The sequence below is a fragment of the Streptomyces hilarionis genome, from assembly GCF_024539675.1.
GTDB classification, from domain to species: Bacteria; Actinomycetota; Actinomycetes; order Streptomycetales; family Streptomycetaceae; genus Streptomyces; species Streptomyces hilarionis.
Map to the genome: position 1 here is coordinate 1 of NZ_JAHHIT010000183.1, position 16,957 is coordinate 16,957.

Here is a 16,957-nt window from a genome sequence, read left to right on the forward strand (position 1 = left end):
CCCTCCCCCCTCCTCCCGTTCCTCCGTTCTCCGTTCTCCGCTCCTCCTCCCCTTCGCCTCCGGCCGTCCCTCCCCGCACCCCTACGGGTCGGGCGGCGTCGCGTCGGGGTTGTGTCATACCGCAGGCGTATGTGGAGTTGAGCCCTCGGGTTGACGCTTGTCGCCCGCCGATTTGGTCAGATGGGAACTACGGAAAACACCACTCCTCACCGATTCGGGTGAGAATGGCGGCTTGGGGCGGGGAACGCAGCGAGATGACCAGCCGCCGCCGACGACGGAGGTAAGGCACACATGGCACCGAAGGAATCCGACGCCACCACGAGCGGCGGGGAGGCGACCGGCGGGGAGGCCGAGGACCTGCGCCTCCGGCGCCGCAAGGCCGCACGGTACGTCGTTCCGGTCACCGTGATCGGTGTCGCCGCGGCGACGATCGGGCTCGTCCCGGCACTCGCCGACTCCGGCGACCCCGACCTGCCGAAGATCACGGCACAGCAGCTCCTCGACAAGATCGCCGCCTCGGACGTGCAGCAGCTGTCCGGGACGGTGAAGATCACCACCGACCTCGGGCTGCCCGACCTCGGCGGGCTGGAGAGCGGGCTCCTCTCCGGCGCCGCGCAGGGCGGCGACGGCTCGTCCGCCGACCCGTCGGCCAAGCTCACGGAGCTCGCCTCGGGCACGCACACCCTGCGTGTCGCCGCGGACGGCCCGGACCGGCAGAAGGTCTCGCTGCTGGAGCACGCCGCCGAGTACAGCCTCATCCACAACGGCAAGAACGTGTGGGGGTACGACAGCGCGTCCAACGAGGTCTTCCACTCCACGGTCGACGAGAGCGACGGCAAGGCCTCCCGCGGGCCGAGGACGCCGGTCCCGGCCACGCCCGGGGACCTGACCGAGGACGCCCTCAAGGCGGTCGACGACACGACGTCCGTGACCGTCGACGGCACCGTCCAGGTCGCCGGCCGCGACGCCTACAAGCTCCTCGTCAAGCCGAAGCAGTCCGGTTCCACGGTCGGCGCGATCAGCGTCGCCGTGGACGCTGAGACGGGTCTGCCGCTCAAGTTCACGCTGACCCCGGCGAGCGGCGGCGCGGCCGTCGTGGACGCGGGCTTCACCCAGGTCGACTTCGGCAAGCCCGCCGCGTCCACCTTCGACTTCACGGCCCCCAAGGGCGCGAAGGTCACCGAGGGCGACACGGCCGGCAAGGGCCACGACGACGGCGGCAAGGGCGGCAAGGGCGAGCGGGGAACCGAGCCCGCTCCCGGGCACGACGGTCTCGACGGCTTCGTCCCGGGCCTCGGCGGAGCGGCCGGCTCGAAGGGCATGAACGTCCTCGGCGAGGGCTGGACGTCCGTCGCGACCTTCGACACGGGCGGCGAGGGCGTGCCGTCGGGCTCCGGGGCCGGCGGCGACCTCGGCGGCTTCCTGGGCTCCTTCGGGGACAAGGTGAGCGGTGACTTCGGCTCCGGAACCGTCTTCTCCACCCGTCTGGTCAATGCCCTGATCACGGACGACGGCAAGGTCTACGCCGGCGCCGTCACCAAGGACGCGCTCGTGAAGGCGGCGAACACCGGGAAGTGACGTCGGGCCGGGCCCCGGCGCCGGGCCTGGACGACCGCCGGGCCCCGGGCGTCGGGCGTCCCGCCGCCCGGGGCCCGGCAGCGGGGGTTCGGCGGGGGCCGGTTCGGGGATGCCGAGGACGACGCGGTCGGTGAGGGAGGTCGAGGGTGACGGAGTCGGTGGACGATCCCGCGGGAGCATCCGCGGACGACGGGGCCGTCATCCGCACCCGCGCCCTCACCAAGCGCTACCGCGGCGGCCAGCTCGCCGTCGACGGCCTCGACCTGACCGTCCCGGCGGGCAGCGTCTTCGGCTTCCTCGGCCCCAACGGCTCCGGCAAGACCACCACCATCCGCATGCTGATGGGGCTCATCGAGCCCACGGCAGGCTCGGCCCGCGTCCTGGGACATCCCATGCCGCGGGCCGCGCGCGTCGTACTGCCGCACGTCGGGGCGCTCATCGAGGGCCCCGCCCTGTACGGCTTCCTCTCCGGCCGGGACAACCTCCTGCGCTACGACGCCGCCGACCCGACCGCCGACCCGCGCAGCCGGCGGGCGAGAGTCACGGCGGCGCTGGAACGGGTGGGACTGACGGCGGCGGCCGGGAAGAAGGCGAAGGCGTACTCGCTCGGCATGAAGCAGCGGCTGGGCCTCGCCGCCGCCCTGCTCCAGCCCCGTCGGCTGCTCGTCCTCGACGAGCCGACCAACGGCCTGGACCCGCAGGGCATGCGCGAGATCCGCTCGCTGGTGCGGGAGCTGGCCGCCGAGGGCACGACCGTCTTCCTCTCCTCCCATCTGCTCGACGAGATCGAGCAGGTGTGCACGCACGCGGCCGTGATGGCCCAGGGCCGGCTGATCGTCCAGGGCCCGGTGGCGGACCTGGCCGCGGGCGCCCGCGGCAGGCTGGTCGTGACGACGCCGGATCCCGCCGACGCGGCCCGTGTGCTGAAGGAACAGGGCGTCGTGGACGTCGTCCCGGCGGAGGACCGGGTCAGCGCGGAGGCGCCGCCCGCGGACCGCGACCTCGCGGATCTGAACAGTGCGTTGGTGACGGCGGGCGTGCGCGTGCGCGGCTTCGCCGTGGAACGCGCCTCCCTGGAGGACGCGTTCGTGGCGCTCACGGGGGAGGGGTTCGATGTCGCGGGCTGAGGCCGGCACGGCGGACGGCGGCGCCGCGGGCGGCGGCACGGCGGACGGCCGCGAGCCGGCCTCGTCGGCGCCCCGGGCCGGGAGCGTCGGCGGGGCCGGGGGGCGCCCCTCGTCCGCCGGGCCCGTCCCGCCCTCCCGGCCGTCCCGGACCTTCCGGGCCCGGACGTGGACCTTCGGGATCCTGCGCAGCGAACTGCTGACCACGTTCCGGCGCTGGCGCAGCCTCGCCCTGCTGGGCGTGCTGGCGGCCGTGCCGGTCCTGATCGGGATCGCCGTCAGGATCGAGACGAGCGACGGATCGTCACCCGGGCGCGACGGAGGCGGCGGCGCGGGGCCCGCGTTCATCTCGCAGGTGACGAACAACGGACTGTTCCTGGTCTTCACCGCGCTGGCCGTGACCCTGCCGTTCTTCCTCCCGATGGCCGTCGGCGTCGTCGCGGGCGACGCGATCGCCGGTGAGGCGAACGCCGGCACCCTGCGCTACCTCCTGGTCGCCCCGGCCGGCCGCACCCGCCTGCTGCTGGCCAAGTTCGCGACCGTCATGGCCTTCTGCCTGACGGCCACGCTGGTGGTCGCGGTCTCGGCGCTCACGGTGGGGGCGCTGCTCTTCCCGCTGGGCGACCTGACGACGATCTCCGGCACCCGCATCGGCTTCGCGGACGGCCTGCTCCGGGCGCTGCTGATCGCGCTGGTCGTCGCGGCGTCGCTGACCGGCCTCGCCGCGCTCGGACTGTTCGTCTCGACGCTCACCGGCAGCGGCATCGCGGCGATGGCGACCACCGTCGGTCTGCTGATCACCGTGCAGATCCTCGACCAGATCCCCCAGCTCCACGCCCTCCAGCCGTACTTCTTCCCGCACTACTGGCTGTCCTTCGCCGACCTCATGCGCGAGCCCGTCTACTGGGACGACCTGCAGAAGAACCTGGGCGTGCAGGCCCTGTACGCGGCCGTCTTCGGCTCGGCGGCCTGGGCGCGCTTCACGACGAAGGACGTCACGGCGTAGCGGCCGCCCGCGCGCGGGCGGCCCCCTCGCCCCGCCCTGTCCCGACTAGGCCGCCGTCTCGTGGGGGAAGCGGGCCGGGAGGGCCTCCCGGGCGAAGAACGTCTTCGCGTGCGCGAGGGCCCGCGTGTCCGACAGGACGTCCCCGGGCTTGCTGCCGTTGCCGAGCAGCACCCCGCCGAAGCGCATCCCCAGGTAGGCGGCGGAGTGGTGGAGCGTGCCGACCAGCGGGTCGGCGACCTCGGCGTGGTCGTCCGCGAGCGCGGTGACGCCCCACAGGGTGCGCCCGGCCATCGCCGCCTTGAAATCGAGGCCGGGAGTGCGCAGCCAGCCCGCCCAGTGGTCCAGGTAGCGCTTGGTCTGGGTGGACACCGAGTACCAGTACAGCGGGGACGCGATCACGATGTCCGTCGCGGCCAGGGTGGCGTCCAGCAGGAGGGCGGCGCTGCCCTCGGTGGGGCGGACGCGGTCGCCGTCGTGCCGCAGGTCCACGAAGTCGGGCAGCGGGTGCCGGGCCAGGCTGATCCACCGCTGCTCGACGTCGGAGGGCAGCTGCTCGGCGGCCTCGCGGGCCAGGGCCTCGGTGTTGCCGTCCGGCCGGCTGCTGCCCAGCACGAACAGGAAGCTGCGACGTGTCATCTTTCGGTCCCCCAGGTAGTGAGCGTACGAAGGTAGTCTGCACCTGCATTATATGTGCGCGCAAGTACTTTTCCCTGTCGTCGCGGCGGCTCGGGCCACGCTCAGCAGCGACGCCTCCGCGTCCGGCGCCGCGACGATCTGGAGCCCCACCGGGCAGCCGTCCGCGCCGAACCCCGCCGGGAGGCTGATCGCCGGGTGGCCGCTCAGGTTGAACGCCCACGTGAGCGCCGTCGAGAAGCGGTCGCCCGGACCCTCGTGGCCGTGCGCCGCGTTCGGGGTCGTGGGCGTCAGCAGAAGATCGGCGCCCTCGGGTCCGGCGAAGAACCCGGCCAGCAGACGGTCGTTCGCCTCCCGGACCCGCTCGGCCGCGCGCAGGTCCGCGCCCGGTGTGCGCAGCGCCAGCCAGGCGGGGGCCGGGTCCGCCAGCCGCAGGGGCGGGCCGGACGGCGTCAGCAGCGTGACGACCCCGGCGGCGGCGAGCCGCGCGGCGGCGGCACGGGCGAGGGCGAGCGGCTCGGGATCGGGGTCGGCGAAGCCGAGGTCGGGGGAGAAGACGGCGCTGGGGGGCCGTTCGGGATCGTGCCGCTCGGGGAGGCCGCGCCTCGGGGAGACGGCCCGCCAGTACGCGTCGGCGTCCACCGCGTGCCACGCCAGCACACCGGCCGCGGCCAGGCCCGTGCGGTCGGCGGGCGCCGCCGGGCCCGCCCGGCCCTGGCCCGTCGGCCGCCCGTTCGTGACCTTCAACCCGAGCACACCGCACCACGCGGCCGGGATGCGCACCGACCCGGCGCCGTCGGTGCCGGTCGCCAGGGGGACCAGGCCGGCGGCCACCGCCGCCGCCGAGCCGGCCGAGGAGCCGCCCGGAGTGCGGTCGGCGCGCCAGGGGTTGACGGTAGGGCCGTGGGCGCCGAGGCCCCACGTCTGCCAGGCGGTGCCCGGCCCCGGCACCGAGGTCGCTCCCACGGGCACGCATCCGGCGGCGAGCAATGGGCCCGCCGCCCGCAGCCCGTGACGCCCCTTCACGCCGACCGGCACACCGGCCAGCGGCAGTCGTCCGCCCGCGGCGACCCGGAGGTCGACCTCACGCGCCCACGTCCGCGCGCGCTCCCCCCACACCTGCGTGAAGGCGCGCAGAGCGTGGTCCGTCCGGGTGATCCGCGCGAGCGCCTCGTCGACGACGTCCACGGCCCGCAGCCGCCCGGCACGCACGTCGGCGGCGATCTCCACGGCCGGGGGCCACTCCCGCAGTCCGCTGTGACCGGCCCCCGGCCCGCACGCGCTCCCGCACCCGCTCGGGTCCGTGACCGGGTCGCGGCCCGTGTTCTCGGCCGTCAGCGCGTGCTCCCGCCCGCCGCCCCCGTGAGCCGGGCCAGCGGGGCGGTCTCCCGCGGCGGGTTTCCGCCCAGGTCGCCCAGGCGCCACTCGGTCACCCACGGGACCCGGTACACGTCTATGACGGACTCGATCGCCCGCACCCGCAGCGCGAGGGGTTTGGGCAGCCGGCCCGGCGCGTCCGCCACCAGCACGACCGAGTCCAGGTCGAGCCCCGCCGGGGCCTCGCCGCGCCGGAAGACCTCCAGGGTCCGCAGAACGGACTCCAGCCCCGCCGCGTGCGTGCGGGCGACCAGCAGCACGGACGGCGGATCGCCGGCGCCGGGCCAGCCCCTGCCGCTGTCGTGCCCGCCGTAGACCGCGGCGAGCGTGGAACTGCCCGCTCCGCCGTGCGTGGCCACCCACGAGAACCGCCGGGGCGTCGCGGCCGAGGCGTACGGCGGCGGCGTCGGATCCGGTACGGTGACCGGTCCGCGGATCCAGATCTCCGGTCCGCGCAGCCCGTCCGTCGTCCCCATCCCGGTGTCCCTCCCAGTCGTCGCCGTCCCTCCGGGCGCCCCCTGATCCCGGTGGCCCCCACGGAAGGCCCCGGCAGAGGGGCGTGGGTTCCTGGAACGAGGCTGTGACGTCGCGGTGACGTGCGGACCGGGAGCGCTCGGAGAGACTCAACAGTACGTGTACGCGTACACGAGACTGGGCGACCGGATCGTGACGACGCATCCGAGTGAGGAACCGATGTCTCGACTCAGCCGTGAGAAGAAGCGGGAACAGCAGCACCCCGGCGGTGCGGCCGCCGTGGCGGCGCCGCTCGACGTCCATGTCCGCGGGGGCGGGACGGCGACCATAGGAGGCGTGCCCGTCGCGTCGGCCGACGGCGAGGAGATCCAGCGCGCCGTTCTGGGCCATCTCCACCGCATCGCCCTCGCCACCGGACATCCGGTCCTCGCCTCGGTCCGCGACGAACGCATCGGCTACGTCGTCCCCCTGCGCGTGGAACCCGACGGCTCCAGCCACTTCACGGCGGAACCCCTGCGCACACCGGCCGCGCCCCCGGCCGCCGCGCAGACCACGCCTGCGGACGCCCCGCCCGCCCCTGCTCCGGTCGCGCCCCCGGTCGCCCCTCCGGCTCCCGCCGCGGTCGTGTCGTCGGCTGCGGTCGCGGCCGACGGGCTCGCCGTCTCCGCTCCAGCCGCGCCCGCGGCTTCGACGGCCGGTCCGGCGTCGGGCGGGACGTGGGACCCGGGGGCGGACGGCCGAGGCGTCCACCCGGAAGCCACCGCCACCGCATCCTCCGGTGATCACCGGCCGACCGCGCTCCGGCGCGACGAGCCCACGCACCTGCTGCGTCAGGTGGCCGAGCCGGTGCGGGACGCGGTCCCGACCTTCCCGCTGCGCGCGGTGCCCGAGCCCGGTCCGTTCCCGGCGCCGACGACGGACTCACCGGCGTCGGCGACGCCGGACGTCCAGGACGAGGTCCCGTCGCTCGGCACGGTCGCCGCGCCGACCGGCGTGTTCGGCCCGCCCCCGGCCATGGACGAGCGACCGCACCCCGACGCGACCCCCGAAGCCACCCTCGCCCCGGCCCCGAGTCGGGCGACGGCCCCGCCGCCGGAAGTCTTCGCCCCGACCCCGCTGCCGCTGCCCGTGCCCGGCCCGGCCGCCGTACCGACGGCGGCCCCGGCCTCGCACTCCACCTCGGCCACGACCCCGGCGGCCGCTCCCACCCCGTTCCTCCCGGACGGGCTGGTCTCCGAGCCGGACCCCGACTTCAGGCCCACGCCCGCGCGCGGCTTCGACGCCGTCGCGGAGGCGGTGCTGGGCGACGACCCCCGTACCCCGCACGGCGCCGGCGCGGCCCCCGCGCTCCTCGGGGAGCCGATGGCGCGGATCAACGAGGCCGTCCGGGCGGGCCGCACGGACGTCGCGGCCGGGCTCGCCGAACGGACCGTGCTGGAGGCGTCCGCGACGCTGGGCCCTGAGCACCCCGAAGTGCTCCGGCTGCGCGAACTCATGGCGTACATCGCCTACCTGGGCGGCGATCCGCTGCGCTCCTTCCACGTCTCCCTCGACCTGGCGCGCATCGGCCGCCGGGCCGGGGACGCGGAGGCCGCGTACGGCAACGTCCAGAGCGCGGCGACGGCCTGGCGGGCCGTGCGCGACCCGTTGCAGGGGTTGAACCTGGGCAACGAACTGCTCGGTCTGTGGACGGAGCTCGCCGCCGAGGAGGGCCCCGCGGCCGACGACGTCGAGGAACTGGAGTCGGCCCGCGCGCGCATGCTCCGGCTGGCCGCACGCGCCCGCAAGGCAGGCGCGTGACGGCCGGCGTGCCGAGGCCGGAGGGCCGGGAGGACGGCGCGGCCCGGAGGGGCGGCGACGGTCCGGACGGCGCGCGTCAGGACGGCGGCGCGGGTCAGGACGACAGCGCCCACAGGGCGTAGGCGACGGCGTCCGCGTTGCGGTTCAGGGCGGTGTCGTCGATGTTGGCGCTGGTGTCGCAGGAGGAGTGGTAGCAGCGGTCGAAGGCCCGTCCGGCGGTCCCGCCCCACTTGGCCGCCTGGGCCGCCGTCTTGGTGTAGTCGGCGCCGCTGAACAGGCCGCCCACCGGGACGCCCGCGTTCTTGAAGGGCGCGTGGTCGGAACGGCCGTCGCCCTCGGTCTCGATCTCCGTCGGCACGCCGATGCCGGCGAAGTAGTCCTTGAAGGTCTTCTCGATGGTCGGGTCGTCGTCGTAGACGAAGTAGCCGGGGTTCGGCGAGCCGATCATGTCGAAGTTGAGGTAGCCGCCGATGCGGGCGCGGTTCGCGGAGGAGAGGTTGTTGACGTAGTAGCGCGAGCCGACCATGCCCAGCTCCTCCGCCCCCCACCAGGCGAACCGCAGGTGCTTGGCCGGGTGGTAGCCGGCCCGGGACACCGCGAGGGCCGTCTCCAGCACGGCCGCCGAGCCCGAGCCGTTGTCGTTGATGCCCGGCCCGGCCGTGACGCTGTCGAGGTGGGAGCCGGCCATGACGACGTGGTCGGCGTCCCCGCCGGGCCAGTCGGCGACCAGGTTGTAGCCGGTGCGGCCGGACGACGTGAACTGCTGGATCGCGGTGGTGAAGCCGGCGGCGTCCAGCTTGGCCTTCACGTAGTCGAGCGAGGCCTTGTAGCCGGCGCGGCCGTGGGCGCGGTTGCCGCCGTTGGCGGTCGCGATGGACTGCAACTGGGCCAGGTGCGCCTTGACGTTGGCCACGGGGATGTCGGGAGCGGCGGCGAGCGCGGCGGAACCGGAACCGGGTGCGGGGGCCGCCCCCGCTATGGATCCGCCAGTCAGGAGCATGACAACAGAGACGCCGCAGGCGACCGCCGTGCGCCGGGAAACGGGGAGCTTCATGTGGGGGGCTCCGAATTCCTCGGGAATCACCGGGGCGCGGTGATTCCACGGTGAGTGGGGTTCCAGGATGGTGAACGCGCAACTGACTTCACGTCAAGAGCGGTAACCGGACACCGTGTCCACGTACCGGACTCCCCTACCGTCCCCCTGCGGGATCCGCCCACCGCCTTCCTCCACCGTTCCCCTACGAGATCCCCCCACCGGACCCCCCACGGGATCCGCCGTCCCGATCCCCCTACGGGACCCGCCGGGGCGGCCCTAGTGCACGCAGAACTCGTTGCCCTCCGGGTCCGCCATCACCGTCCACGCCCCGGACGGCTCCTTCACCTCCCGCAGCACGCTCGCGCCCAGCCCCCGCAGTCGCTCGACCTCGCCGGGCCGCCGGTCGGCGCCGGGATGCAGATCGAGGTGCAGTCGGTTCTTCACCGTCTTGGCCTCCGGCACCCGCTGGAACAGCAGCCGTCGTCCCAGTCCGGTCCCGCTGTCCGGGTCGTGGGGGTCGTCGGGGTGGCGTACGGCGATCAGGTCCCGGAAGGCCGGGCGGCCGTGGAACTCCAGCGTCGCCGCGCCGGGCAGCGCGCCGAGGTCCAGCAGCCGCTCGATCAGCGCGCTGTTGTCCTCGATCTCGTAGTGCAGCGCGGACGCCCAGAAGTCGGCCTGGGCGTGCGGATCGGCGGCGTCGACGACGAGCTTCCAGTGCATGGGCGCGGGCGTGGCCCCGGATCCAGCGGTCGAGTCGGTCATGCAGCCACTAGTAGCAGCCCGGCGCCGCGTCCGCCCCTCGGATGCCGTGATCGGTCCGGGGCGCCGGACGCCGCCGTCCTGGACGGGACCCGCCGGATCGCCCGGCGCCGGGGGCCCCGGCGCCGGACCGCGTTCCGTGTCGTCGTCGCCCGCGCGGGCCGCCCCCGTGATGCGTCGGGGTTCCGGTCAGGGCTTGGGCAGGGGAGGCGCCGCCGGCGCGGCAGCCGCCTCGGGCTCCGGGACCGTGGGTGCGCCGGACGTGGCGGAAGCCACCTCGGCGCGGACGCGGGCGCGCTCGGCGGCCAGGGTCCGCGACGCCCGGCGCGAGGTGTGCAGCGCGTCACCGGTGAGCAGCACCAGCGCCAGCCACACCAGGGCGAACCCGGCCCACCGCTCGGGCGGCATGGCCTCGCCGAAGTACACGACGCCGAGCAGGAACTGGAAGACCGGCGCCAGGTACTGGAGCAGGCCCAGCGTGGACAGCGGCACGCGGATCGCCGCCGCGCCGAAGCAGACGAGGGGGAGTGCGGTCACGACGCCGGTGGAGGCGAGCAGCGCCGCGTGTCCGGGGCCCTCGGCCGTGAAGGTGGCCTCACCGTGGGCGGACAGCCACAGCAGATAGCCGAGCGCGGGCAGGAACTGGACGGCGGTCTCGGCCGCCAGCGACTCGACCCCGCCCAGGTTGACCTTCTTCTTCACCAGGCCGTAGGTGGCGAAGGAGAAGGCGAGGCACAGGGAGATCCACGGCGGCCGCCCGAAGCCGACGGTCAGGACCAGCACCGCCGCGACGCCGATGCCGACCGCCGCCCACTGCACAGGGCGCAGCCGCTCCTTCAGGAGCAGTACCCCCATGGCTATCGTGACCAGCGGGTTGATGAAGTACCCGAGCGAGGCCTCGACCACGTGTCCGCTGTTCACGGCCCAGATGTAGACGCCCCAGTTCACGGTGATGACGGCGGCGGCGACCACCACGAGCGCCAGTCGGCGCGGCTGGCGCAGCAGCTCGCCGGCCCAAGCCCAGCGCCGGACGAAGAGCAGCGCGGCCGCGACGAAGGCCAGCGACCAGACCATGCGGTGGGCGAGGATCTCCGTCGCCCCGGCCGGCTTGAGCAGCGGCCAGAAGAGGGGGACCAGGCCCCACATCCCGTAGGCCGCGAAGCCGTTCAGCAGGCCTGTCCGGCTCTCACTCCTCGACGTCCCGGCCACGGGCACCTCCTTCTCACGTCACGCATGCGAGGACGAAGGTAACGCCGGGCGCCCCTGCCTGTCATGCCCGTATCGCCATACGGTCATGACAGACAGGGGAGCCGGTGGGCGTGCCGCCGGGCGGGGGAGCGTCAGCCCTTGAGCGCGACCGTGATCGCGTCCGCCAGCGGCGTGGTGGGACGGCCCGTCAGCCGGGAGAGGTCGCCGCCTGCGACGACCAGCTCGCCCTTCTCGATGGACGCGTCCACGCCTGCCAGGATCGCGGCGAGCGGCCCGGGGAGCCCGGCGCCGGTCAGGATGCCGGTGAGCGTCTCGGTGGACACGGCGTTGTAGGCGATCTCCCTGCCGGTCTGGCGGCTCAGCTCCGCGGCGTACTCGGCGAAGCTCCAGGCCTCGTCGCCGCCGAGCTCGTAGGTCGCGTTCTCGTGGCCCTCGCCGGTGAGGACGGCGACGGCGGCGGCCGCGTAGTCGGCGCGGGCGGCGGAGGAGACGCGGCCCTGACCCGCGGCCGCGACGACGGCGTCGTGCTCCAGCACCGGGGCGAGGTTCTCGGTGTAGTTCTCGTGGTACCAGCCGTTGCGCAGCAGCGTGTACGGCAGGCCGGAGGCGAGGAGCGCCCGCTCGGTGGCGCGGTGGTCGTCCGCCAGCGCGGCGCTCAGCGAGCCGGGCGCGCTGGTGTAGGCGAGCAGCGCGACCCCGGCCGCCCTGGCGGCGTCGATCACGACCTGGTGCTGGGCGGGGCGGCCCTTGTCGAACTCGTTGCCCGAGATCAGCAGGACCTTGTCGCCCGCGGCGAAGACGCCGTCGAAGGTCTCGGGGGCGTTGTAGTCGGCGACGGCGAGCTTGACGCCGCGTGCCGCGAGGTCGGCGGCCCTGGCCTCGTCCCGCACGACGGCGGTGATCCGGTCCGCGGGGACCTGGTCCAGCAACTGTGCGACGACGTGGCGGCCGAGGTGTCCGGTGGCTCCGGTGACGACGATGCTCATGGCTCAGGAACTCCTTGTGGGGGTCGGCTGGTCTGTCTCCGACCCTAGGAGAAGCACTAACCAAACGAAAGTACCCACTTTGAAGTAAGGTACTGGCATGACGGTAAGCAAGCAGGTCGGCCAGGCAGGCCCCGCCGTGGCCGAGGAGATGTGCCCCTACCGCCTCGTGCTGGAACACCTCACCAGCCGCTGGGGCGTCCTCGTGCTGATCGAGCTGCTCGAACGCTCGCACCGGTTCAGCGAACTGCGCCGGGCCGTCGGCCAGGTGGGCCGGCCCGTCAGCGAGAAGATGCTCGCCCAGACCCTCCAGAACCTCGAACGCGACGGCCTGGTGCACCGCGACGCCAAGCCCGTCATCCCGCCCCGCGTCGACTACTCCCTCACCGAGCTGGGCCGCGAGGCGGCCGAACAGGTGCGCGCGCTGGCGGGGTGGACGCACACCCGCATGGCGGACGTCGAGAAGGCCCGCCAGGCGTACGACGAGGCCCGGGAACCGCGCTCCCGGGCCTCGTGAACCGCCTCGCTCCGCCCCTCGGCGGGTGAACCGTCGCGCGCCTCACCCGGCGCGCGGACCGCTGCCTCAGCCGACGACGGTCCAGGTGTCCCCGCCCGCGAGCAGCGCGCCCAGATCGCCCTTCCCGTGCTGTTCGATCGCGGAGTCCAGCTGGTCGGCCAGCTGCGTGTCGTAGACCGGCCGCTCGACCGAGCGCAGCACGCCGATCGGCGTGTGGTGCAGGGTGTCCGGATCGGCGAGGCGGGACAGCGCGAACGCGGTGGTGGGCGACGCGGCGTGCGCGTCGTGCACCAGGACCTCCGCCTCGTTCTGCGGGGTCACCGTGACGACCCGCAGCTCGCCGGTCTGCCGGTCGCGCACGACCCCCCGCGCCCCGTCCGCGCCGAACCGGATCGGTCGGCCGTGCTCCAGGCGGATCACGGCGTCCTCGGCCGACTGCCGGTCCTTCAGCACCTCGAACGCGCCGTCGTTGAAGATGTTGCAGTTCTGGTAGATCTCCACCAGCGCCGTTCCGGGGTGGGCGGCCGCCTGCCGCAGCACCTCCGTGAGGTGCTTGCGGTCCGAGTCCACGGTGCGCGCCACGAACGACGCCTCGGCCCCGAGCGCCAGCGACACCGGGTTGAACGGGGCGTCCAGGGACCCCATCGGCGTCGACTTGGTGATCTTGCCGACCTCGGAGGTGGGCGAGTACTGCCCCTTGGTGAGCCCGTAGATCCGGTTGTTGAACAGCAGGATCTTCAGGTTCACGTTGCGCCGCAGCGCGTGGATCAGATGGTTGCCGCCGATGGACAGCGCGTCGCCGTCCCCCGTCACCACCCACACGCTCAGATCGCGGCGGCTGGCCGCCAGCCCCGTCGCGATCGCCGGGGCGCGCCCGTGGATGGAGTGCATCCCGTAGGTGTTCATGTAGTAGGGGAAGCGCGACGAACAGCCGATGCCGGAGACGAAGACGATGTTCTCCCTGGCCAGCCCCAGTTCCGGCATGAAGCCCTGGACGGCCGCCAGGATCGCGTAGTCACCGCAGCCGGGGCACCAGCGCACTTCCTGATCGGACTTGAAGTCCTTCATGGACTGCCTGGCCTCGGCCTTGGGGACGAGCGAGAGCGCCTCGATCGTGCCCGTGCCTTCCGCTGCGGTCTCAGCCATCGATGGCCTCCTTGAGCGCCGTGGCGAGCTGCTCCGCCTTGAACGGCATGCCGTTGACCTGGTTGTAGGAGTGCGCGTCGACCAGGTACCGCGCCCGGATCAGGGTGGCGAGCTGGCCGAGGTTCATCTCCGGCACGACGACCTTGTCGTACCGCTTCAGCACCGTGCCGAGATTGCGCGGGAACGGGTTCAGGTGCCGCAGGTGGGCCTGCGCGATCGACTCGCCCGCCGTCCGCAGCCGCCGCACCGCCGCGGTGATCGGCCCGTAGGTGGAACCCCAGCCGAGCACCAGGGTGCTCGCTCCGTGCGGATCGTCCACCTCCAGGTCCGCGACCTCGATGCCGTCGATCTTGGCCTGCCGGGTGCGGACCATGAAGTCGTGGTTGGCGGGCGAGTACGAGATGTTCCCCGTCCCGTCCTCCTTCTCGATGCCGCCGATGCGGTGCTCCAGACCGGGCGTGCCCGGGACCGCCCACGGCCGCGCCAGGGTCTGCGGATCCCGCTTGTACGGCCAGAACACCTCGCTGCCGTCGTCCAGCGTGTGGTTGGGGCCCTGCGCGAACTGCACCCTCAGGTCCGGCAGCTCCTCCAGCTCCGGGATCCGCCAGGGCTCGGAGCCGTTGGCCAGATAGCCGTCGGACAGCAGCATCACCGGCGTGCGGTAGGTCAGCGCGATGCGGGCCGCCTCCAGCGCCGCGTCGAAGCAGTCCGCCGGCGTGCGCGGCGCGACGATCGGCACCGGCGCCTCCCCGTTGCGGCCGTACATCGCCTGCAACAGATCCGCCTGCTCGGTCTTGGTGGGCAGCCCCGTGGACGGGCCGCCCCGCTGGATGTCGATCACCAGCAGCGGCAGTTCGAGGGAGACCGCGAGCCCGATGGTCTCCGACTTCAGCGCCACGCCCGGACCGGACGTCGTCGTCACGGCCAGCGAACCGCCGAACGCGGCCCCCAGCGCCGCGCCGATGCCGGCGATCTCGTCCTCCGCCTGGAAGGTGCGCACGCCGAAGTTCTTGTGCCGGCTGAGCTCGTGCAGGATGTCCGAGGCCGGGGTGATCGGGTAGGAGCCCAGGAACAGCGGCAGATCGGCCTGGCGGGAGGCCGCGACCAGCCCGTACGACAGGGCGAGGTTCCCGGAGATGTTGCGGTACGTGCCCACCGGGAAGGCCTTCGCCGCCGGCGCCACCTCGTAGCTGACCGCGAAGTCCTCCGTCGTCTCGCCGAAGTTCCACCCCGCGCGGAACGCGGCGATGTTGGCGGCGGCGATGTCGGGCTTCTTGGCGAACTTCGATCTCAGGAACTTCTCGGTGCCCTCGGTCGGACGGTGGTACATCCACGACAGGAGGCCGAGCGCGAACATGTTCTTGCTGCGCTCGGCCTCCTTGCGGGTCAGGTCGAATTCCTTGAGGGCCTCGACGGTCAGGGTGGTCAGCGGGACCGGATGGAGCTGGTAACCGTCGAGGGACCCGTCCTCCAGCGGCGAGGCCGCGTACCCCACCTTCTGCATCGCCCGTTTCGTGAACTCGTCCGTGTTGACGATGATCTCCGCGCCGCGCGGCACGTCGGCGATGTTCGCCTTCAGCGCCGCCGGGTTCATGGCGACGAGCACGTTGGGCGCGTCGCCCGGGGTGAGGATGTCGTGGTCGGCGAAGTGGAGCTGGAACGAGGAGACGCCGGGCAGGGTGCCGGCGGGGGCGCGGATCTCGGCGGGGAAGTTGGGCAGGGTCGACAGGTCGTTGCCGAACGACGCCGTCTCCGAGGTGAAGCGGTCGCCGGTGAGCTGCATACCGTCACCCGAGTCACCCGCGAACCTGATGATCACCCGGTCGAGACGACGGACGTCCTTCGTCCCACCCGGTTTGCGCTGCTCTCCCACGACGGCCGCGTCCGCTCCGTCGGTTCCGTCGGCCTGTTCCGCTGGGCTGACCTGACTGGTCACTGAACTGGACCTCCCTCGAGACGGCTGTCCCGGAGGACCTTCCCGAAGGCCCCCACGGATCAACCCTACGTCGGTAAGGGTCGCCTTCCCTGGGCTTCTCGTATGACGGTTCCCCGTCCCGAGACGGCCCGGCGACCCCGCTGGTCATGATTTCCCGCCTCCCGGCGCCACCGCGTCAGACGCTCCGGGTCCGGGCCGAGGTTCTCCGCCCGACGAGGGGCGGGCTGCCGTCCCGCTACGTGTTGAGGTAGGTGAGAACGGCGAGTACCCGGCGGTGATCCCCGTCACTCGGGGACAGGCCCAGTTTCAGGAAGATGTTGCTCACGTGCTTCTCCACCGCCCCGTCGCTGACCACCAGCTGCCGGGCGATCGCCGAGTTCGTCCGCCCCTCGGCCATCAGCCCGAGGACTTCCCGCTCCCGCGGCGTGAGCCCCGCCAGCACGTCCTGCTTCCGGCTGCGTCCGAGGAGCTGCGCGACGACCTCCGGGTCGAGGGCGGTGCCGCCCTGGGCGACCCGCACCACGGCGTCCACGAACTCGCGCACCTCGGCGACCCGGTCCTTGAGGAGATAGCCGACCCCGCGACTGGAACCGGCCAGCAGTTCGGTGGCGTACCTCTCCTCCACGTACTGCGACAACACCAGCACCCCGAGCCCGGGATGCGCCTTGCGCAGCTGGACGGCCGCCCGCACCCCCTCGTCGGTGTGGGTGGGCGGCATCCGCACGTCCGCGACGACGACGTCGGGCAGCGCCCCCTCGTCGTCGAGCTCGGTGATGGTCTTGACCAGCGCGTCGCCGTCCCCGACCCCCGCCACCACGTCATGCCCCCGGTCGGTCAGCAACCGGGTCAGCCCCTCCCGCAACAGCACCGAATCCTCGGCGATGACCACCCGCACCCTGTCCTCCACGTCCCTCGGCCCCCCAGCCGTCCACCCCGTTGGTCGAACCAGTCAAGCATTCCAGCTTCCGGCTCGTCTGCACCCGAGAACCGGCAGGCGGGCGGTCACGAACGGTCGGCTCCACGGAGACGAACGGCTGCGATCCGGCCATCGGCCACCACCTTCGGCCACTTCCTGCCACCTCAGGCCGCGAAGGAGGACGAGAGCGGCCGAGGGGGATGCCCGGGAGAGGTCGAGGAGAGCGCGAGACGAGCACGAGGAGAGCGCGAGACGACGGCGAGCGGGACGCGAGGGGCGGGGCGTTCGCGGGCGGCGCCGGGCCCCGGGCGCCGGGTGCCGCACTGGGTCCCGGGTGCCGCGCCGGGTGCGGGTGGGGGAGCAGGAGTGGACGCAGGTGCAGGTGCAGGTGCGGGTGTAGGTGCGGGTGCGGGTCGGGAGCAGGAGTCGGAAAGGGAGAGGGGCGAGGGCGGGGTGAAGGGGC

Annotated in this window: 15 protein-coding genes; 5 read left to right on the forward strand and 10 right to left on the reverse strand. The window is 73.5% G+C overall.

Annotated elements, in window-relative coordinates; translation table 11 throughout:
- Positions 1–291 precede the first annotated feature (291 nt).
- The 3 genes from KMS84_RS32975 to KMS84_RS32985 all read left to right on the forward strand — a co-directional run bounded on the left by KMS84_RS32975 (position 292) and on the right by KMS84_RS32985 (position 3,708).
- Positions 292–1,578: a LolA family protein gene (locus tag KMS84_RS32975; RefSeq protein WP_256920186.1), complete on the forward strand. Its 1,287-nt coding sequence runs from the start codon at positions 292–294 to the stop codon at positions 1,576–1,578.
- Between the two features lie 146 nt (positions 1,579–1,724).
- Positions 1,725–2,705 (forward strand): ABC transporter ATP-binding protein, encoded by a 981-nt coding sequence (locus KMS84_RS32980; protein ID WP_256920187.1) that lies wholly within the window; start codon positions 1,725–1,727, stop codon positions 2,703–2,705.
- Positions 2,692–3,708 carry an ABC transporter permease gene (locus tag KMS84_RS32985; RefSeq protein WP_256920188.1) on the forward strand — a complete coding sequence of 339 codons (1,017 nt, stop codon included), beginning with the start codon at positions 2,692–2,694 and terminating at the stop codon, positions 3,706–3,708. The genes KMS84_RS32980 and KMS84_RS32985 overlap by 14 nt, the downstream gene beginning before the upstream one ends.
- Positions 3,709–3,753: 45 nt before the next feature.
- Here KMS84_RS32985 and KMS84_RS32990 read toward each other — a convergent pair whose 3' ends face one another.
- The 3 genes from KMS84_RS32990 to KMS84_RS33000 form a co-directional block, all read right to left on the reverse strand.
- A complete protein-coding gene (locus KMS84_RS32990; protein ID WP_256920189.1) occupies positions 3,754–4,344 on the reverse strand; it encodes a flavodoxin family protein in 591 nt (196 codons plus the stop codon).
- A gap of 48 nt (positions 4,345–4,392) precedes the next feature.
- Complete coding sequence (locus KMS84_RS32995; protein ID WP_256920190.1) at positions 4,393–5,571, reverse strand: amidase family protein; 1,179 nt, start codon at positions 5,569–5,571, stop codon at positions 4,393–4,395.
- Positions 5,572–5,675: 104 nt separating this feature from the next.
- On the reverse strand, positions 5,676–6,194 hold the full coding sequence (locus tag KMS84_RS33000) for a hypothetical protein (protein WP_256920191.1): 519 nt from the start codon (positions 6,192–6,194) through the stop codon (positions 5,676–5,678).
- 217 nt (positions 6,195–6,411) lie between these two features.
- Here KMS84_RS33000 and KMS84_RS33005 point away from each other — a divergent pair, with 217 nt between their 5' ends.
- Positions 6,412–7,992, forward strand: coding sequence for a tetratricopeptide repeat protein (locus KMS84_RS33005; RefSeq protein WP_256920192.1), 1,581 nt, complete (start codon positions 6,412–6,414; stop codon positions 7,990–7,992).
- Positions 7,993–8,086: 94 nt separating this feature from the next.
- Here KMS84_RS33005 and KMS84_RS33010 read toward each other — a convergent pair whose 3' ends face one another.
- The 4 genes from KMS84_RS33010 to KMS84_RS33025 form a co-directional block, all read right to left on the reverse strand.
- On the reverse strand, positions 8,087–9,046 hold the full coding sequence (locus KMS84_RS33010) for a M28 family metallopeptidase (RefSeq protein WP_256920193.1): 960 nt from the start codon (positions 9,044–9,046) through the stop codon (positions 8,087–8,089).
- A gap of 258 nt (positions 9,047–9,304) precedes the next feature.
- The gene (locus KMS84_RS33015; protein WP_256920194.1) at positions 9,305–9,790 is read right to left on the reverse strand and encodes a VOC family protein; all 486 of its coding nucleotides are present in this window, start codon (positions 9,788–9,790) and stop codon (positions 9,305–9,307) included.
- 186 nt (positions 9,791–9,976) lie between these two features.
- Positions 9,977–10,996, reverse strand: a complete 1,020-nt coding sequence (gene rarD, locus KMS84_RS33020; protein WP_256920195.1) for an EamA family transporter RarD — start codon at positions 10,994–10,996, stop codon at positions 9,977–9,979.
- 131 nt (positions 10,997–11,127) lie between these two features.
- Positions 11,128–11,982 (reverse strand): SDR family oxidoreductase, encoded by an 855-nt coding sequence (locus KMS84_RS33025; RefSeq protein WP_256920196.1) that lies wholly within the window; start codon positions 11,980–11,982, stop codon positions 11,128–11,130.
- Between the two features lie 97 nt (positions 11,983–12,079).
- Here KMS84_RS33025 and KMS84_RS33030 point away from each other — a divergent pair, with 97 nt between their 5' ends.
- Positions 12,080–12,496, forward strand: a complete 417-nt coding sequence (locus KMS84_RS33030) for a winged helix-turn-helix transcriptional regulator (protein WP_256920197.1) — start codon at positions 12,080–12,082, stop codon at positions 12,494–12,496.
- Positions 12,497–12,562: 66 nt separating this feature from the next.
- Here the strand turns inward: KMS84_RS33030 and KMS84_RS33035 are convergent, their stop codons facing one another.
- From KMS84_RS33035 to KMS84_RS33045, 3 genes are all read right to left on the reverse strand, one after another.
- Positions 12,563–13,642 (reverse strand): 2-oxoacid:ferredoxin oxidoreductase subunit beta, encoded by a 1,080-nt coding sequence (locus KMS84_RS33035; protein WP_256920198.1) that lies wholly within the window; start codon positions 13,640–13,642, stop codon positions 12,563–12,565.
- On the reverse strand, positions 13,635–15,578 hold the full coding sequence (locus KMS84_RS33040; RefSeq protein WP_256920199.1) for a 2-oxoacid:acceptor oxidoreductase subunit alpha: 1,944 nt from the start codon (positions 15,576–15,578) through the stop codon (positions 13,635–13,637). Before KMS84_RS33040 ends, KMS84_RS33035 begins: the two co-directional genes overlap by 8 nt.
- Positions 15,579–15,813: 235 nt before the next feature.
- Positions 15,814–16,485 (reverse strand): LuxR C-terminal-related transcriptional regulator, encoded by a 672-nt coding sequence (locus KMS84_RS33045; RefSeq protein ID WP_256920200.1) that lies wholly within the window; start codon positions 16,483–16,485, stop codon positions 15,814–15,816.
- Between the last annotated feature and the right edge of the window lie 472 nt (positions 16,486–16,957).

Coding starts and splice junctions, on each gene's coding strand:
- KMS84_RS32975 (WP_256920186.1), top strand. CDS start 292: ATGGCACCGAAGGAATCCGACGCCACCACGAGCGGCGGGGAGGCGACC.
- KMS84_RS32985 (WP_256920188.1), top strand. CDS start 2,692: ATGTCGCGGGCTGAGGCCGGCACGGCGGACGGCGGCGCCGCGGGCGGC.
- KMS84_RS32990 (WP_256920189.1), bottom strand. CDS start 4,344: ATGACACGTCGCAGCTTCCTGTTCGTGCTGGGCAGCAGCCGGCCGGAC.
- KMS84_RS33000 (WP_256920191.1), bottom strand. CDS start 6,194: ATGGGGACGACGGACGGGCTGCGCGGACCGGAGATCTGGATCCGCGGA.
- KMS84_RS33005 (WP_256920192.1), top strand. CDS start 6,412: ATGTCTCGACTCAGCCGTGAGAAGAAGCGGGAACAGCAGCACCCCGGC.
- KMS84_RS33010 (WP_256920193.1), bottom strand. CDS start 9,046: ATGAAGCTCCCCGTTTCCCGGCGCACGGCGGTCGCCTGCGGCGTCTCT.
- KMS84_RS33015 (WP_256920194.1), bottom strand. CDS start 9,790: ATGACCGACTCGACCGCTGGATCCGGGGCCACGCCCGCGCCCATGCAC.
- KMS84_RS33025 (WP_256920196.1), bottom strand. CDS start 11,982: ATGAGCATCGTCGTCACCGGAGCCACCGGACACCTCGGCCGCCACGTC.
- KMS84_RS33030 (WP_256920197.1), top strand. CDS start 12,080: ATGACGGTAAGCAAGCAGGTCGGCCAGGCAGGCCCCGCCGTGGCCGAG.
- KMS84_RS33035 (WP_256920198.1), bottom strand. CDS start 13,642: ATGGCTGAGACCGCAGCGGAAGGCACGGGCACGATCGAGGCGCTCTCG.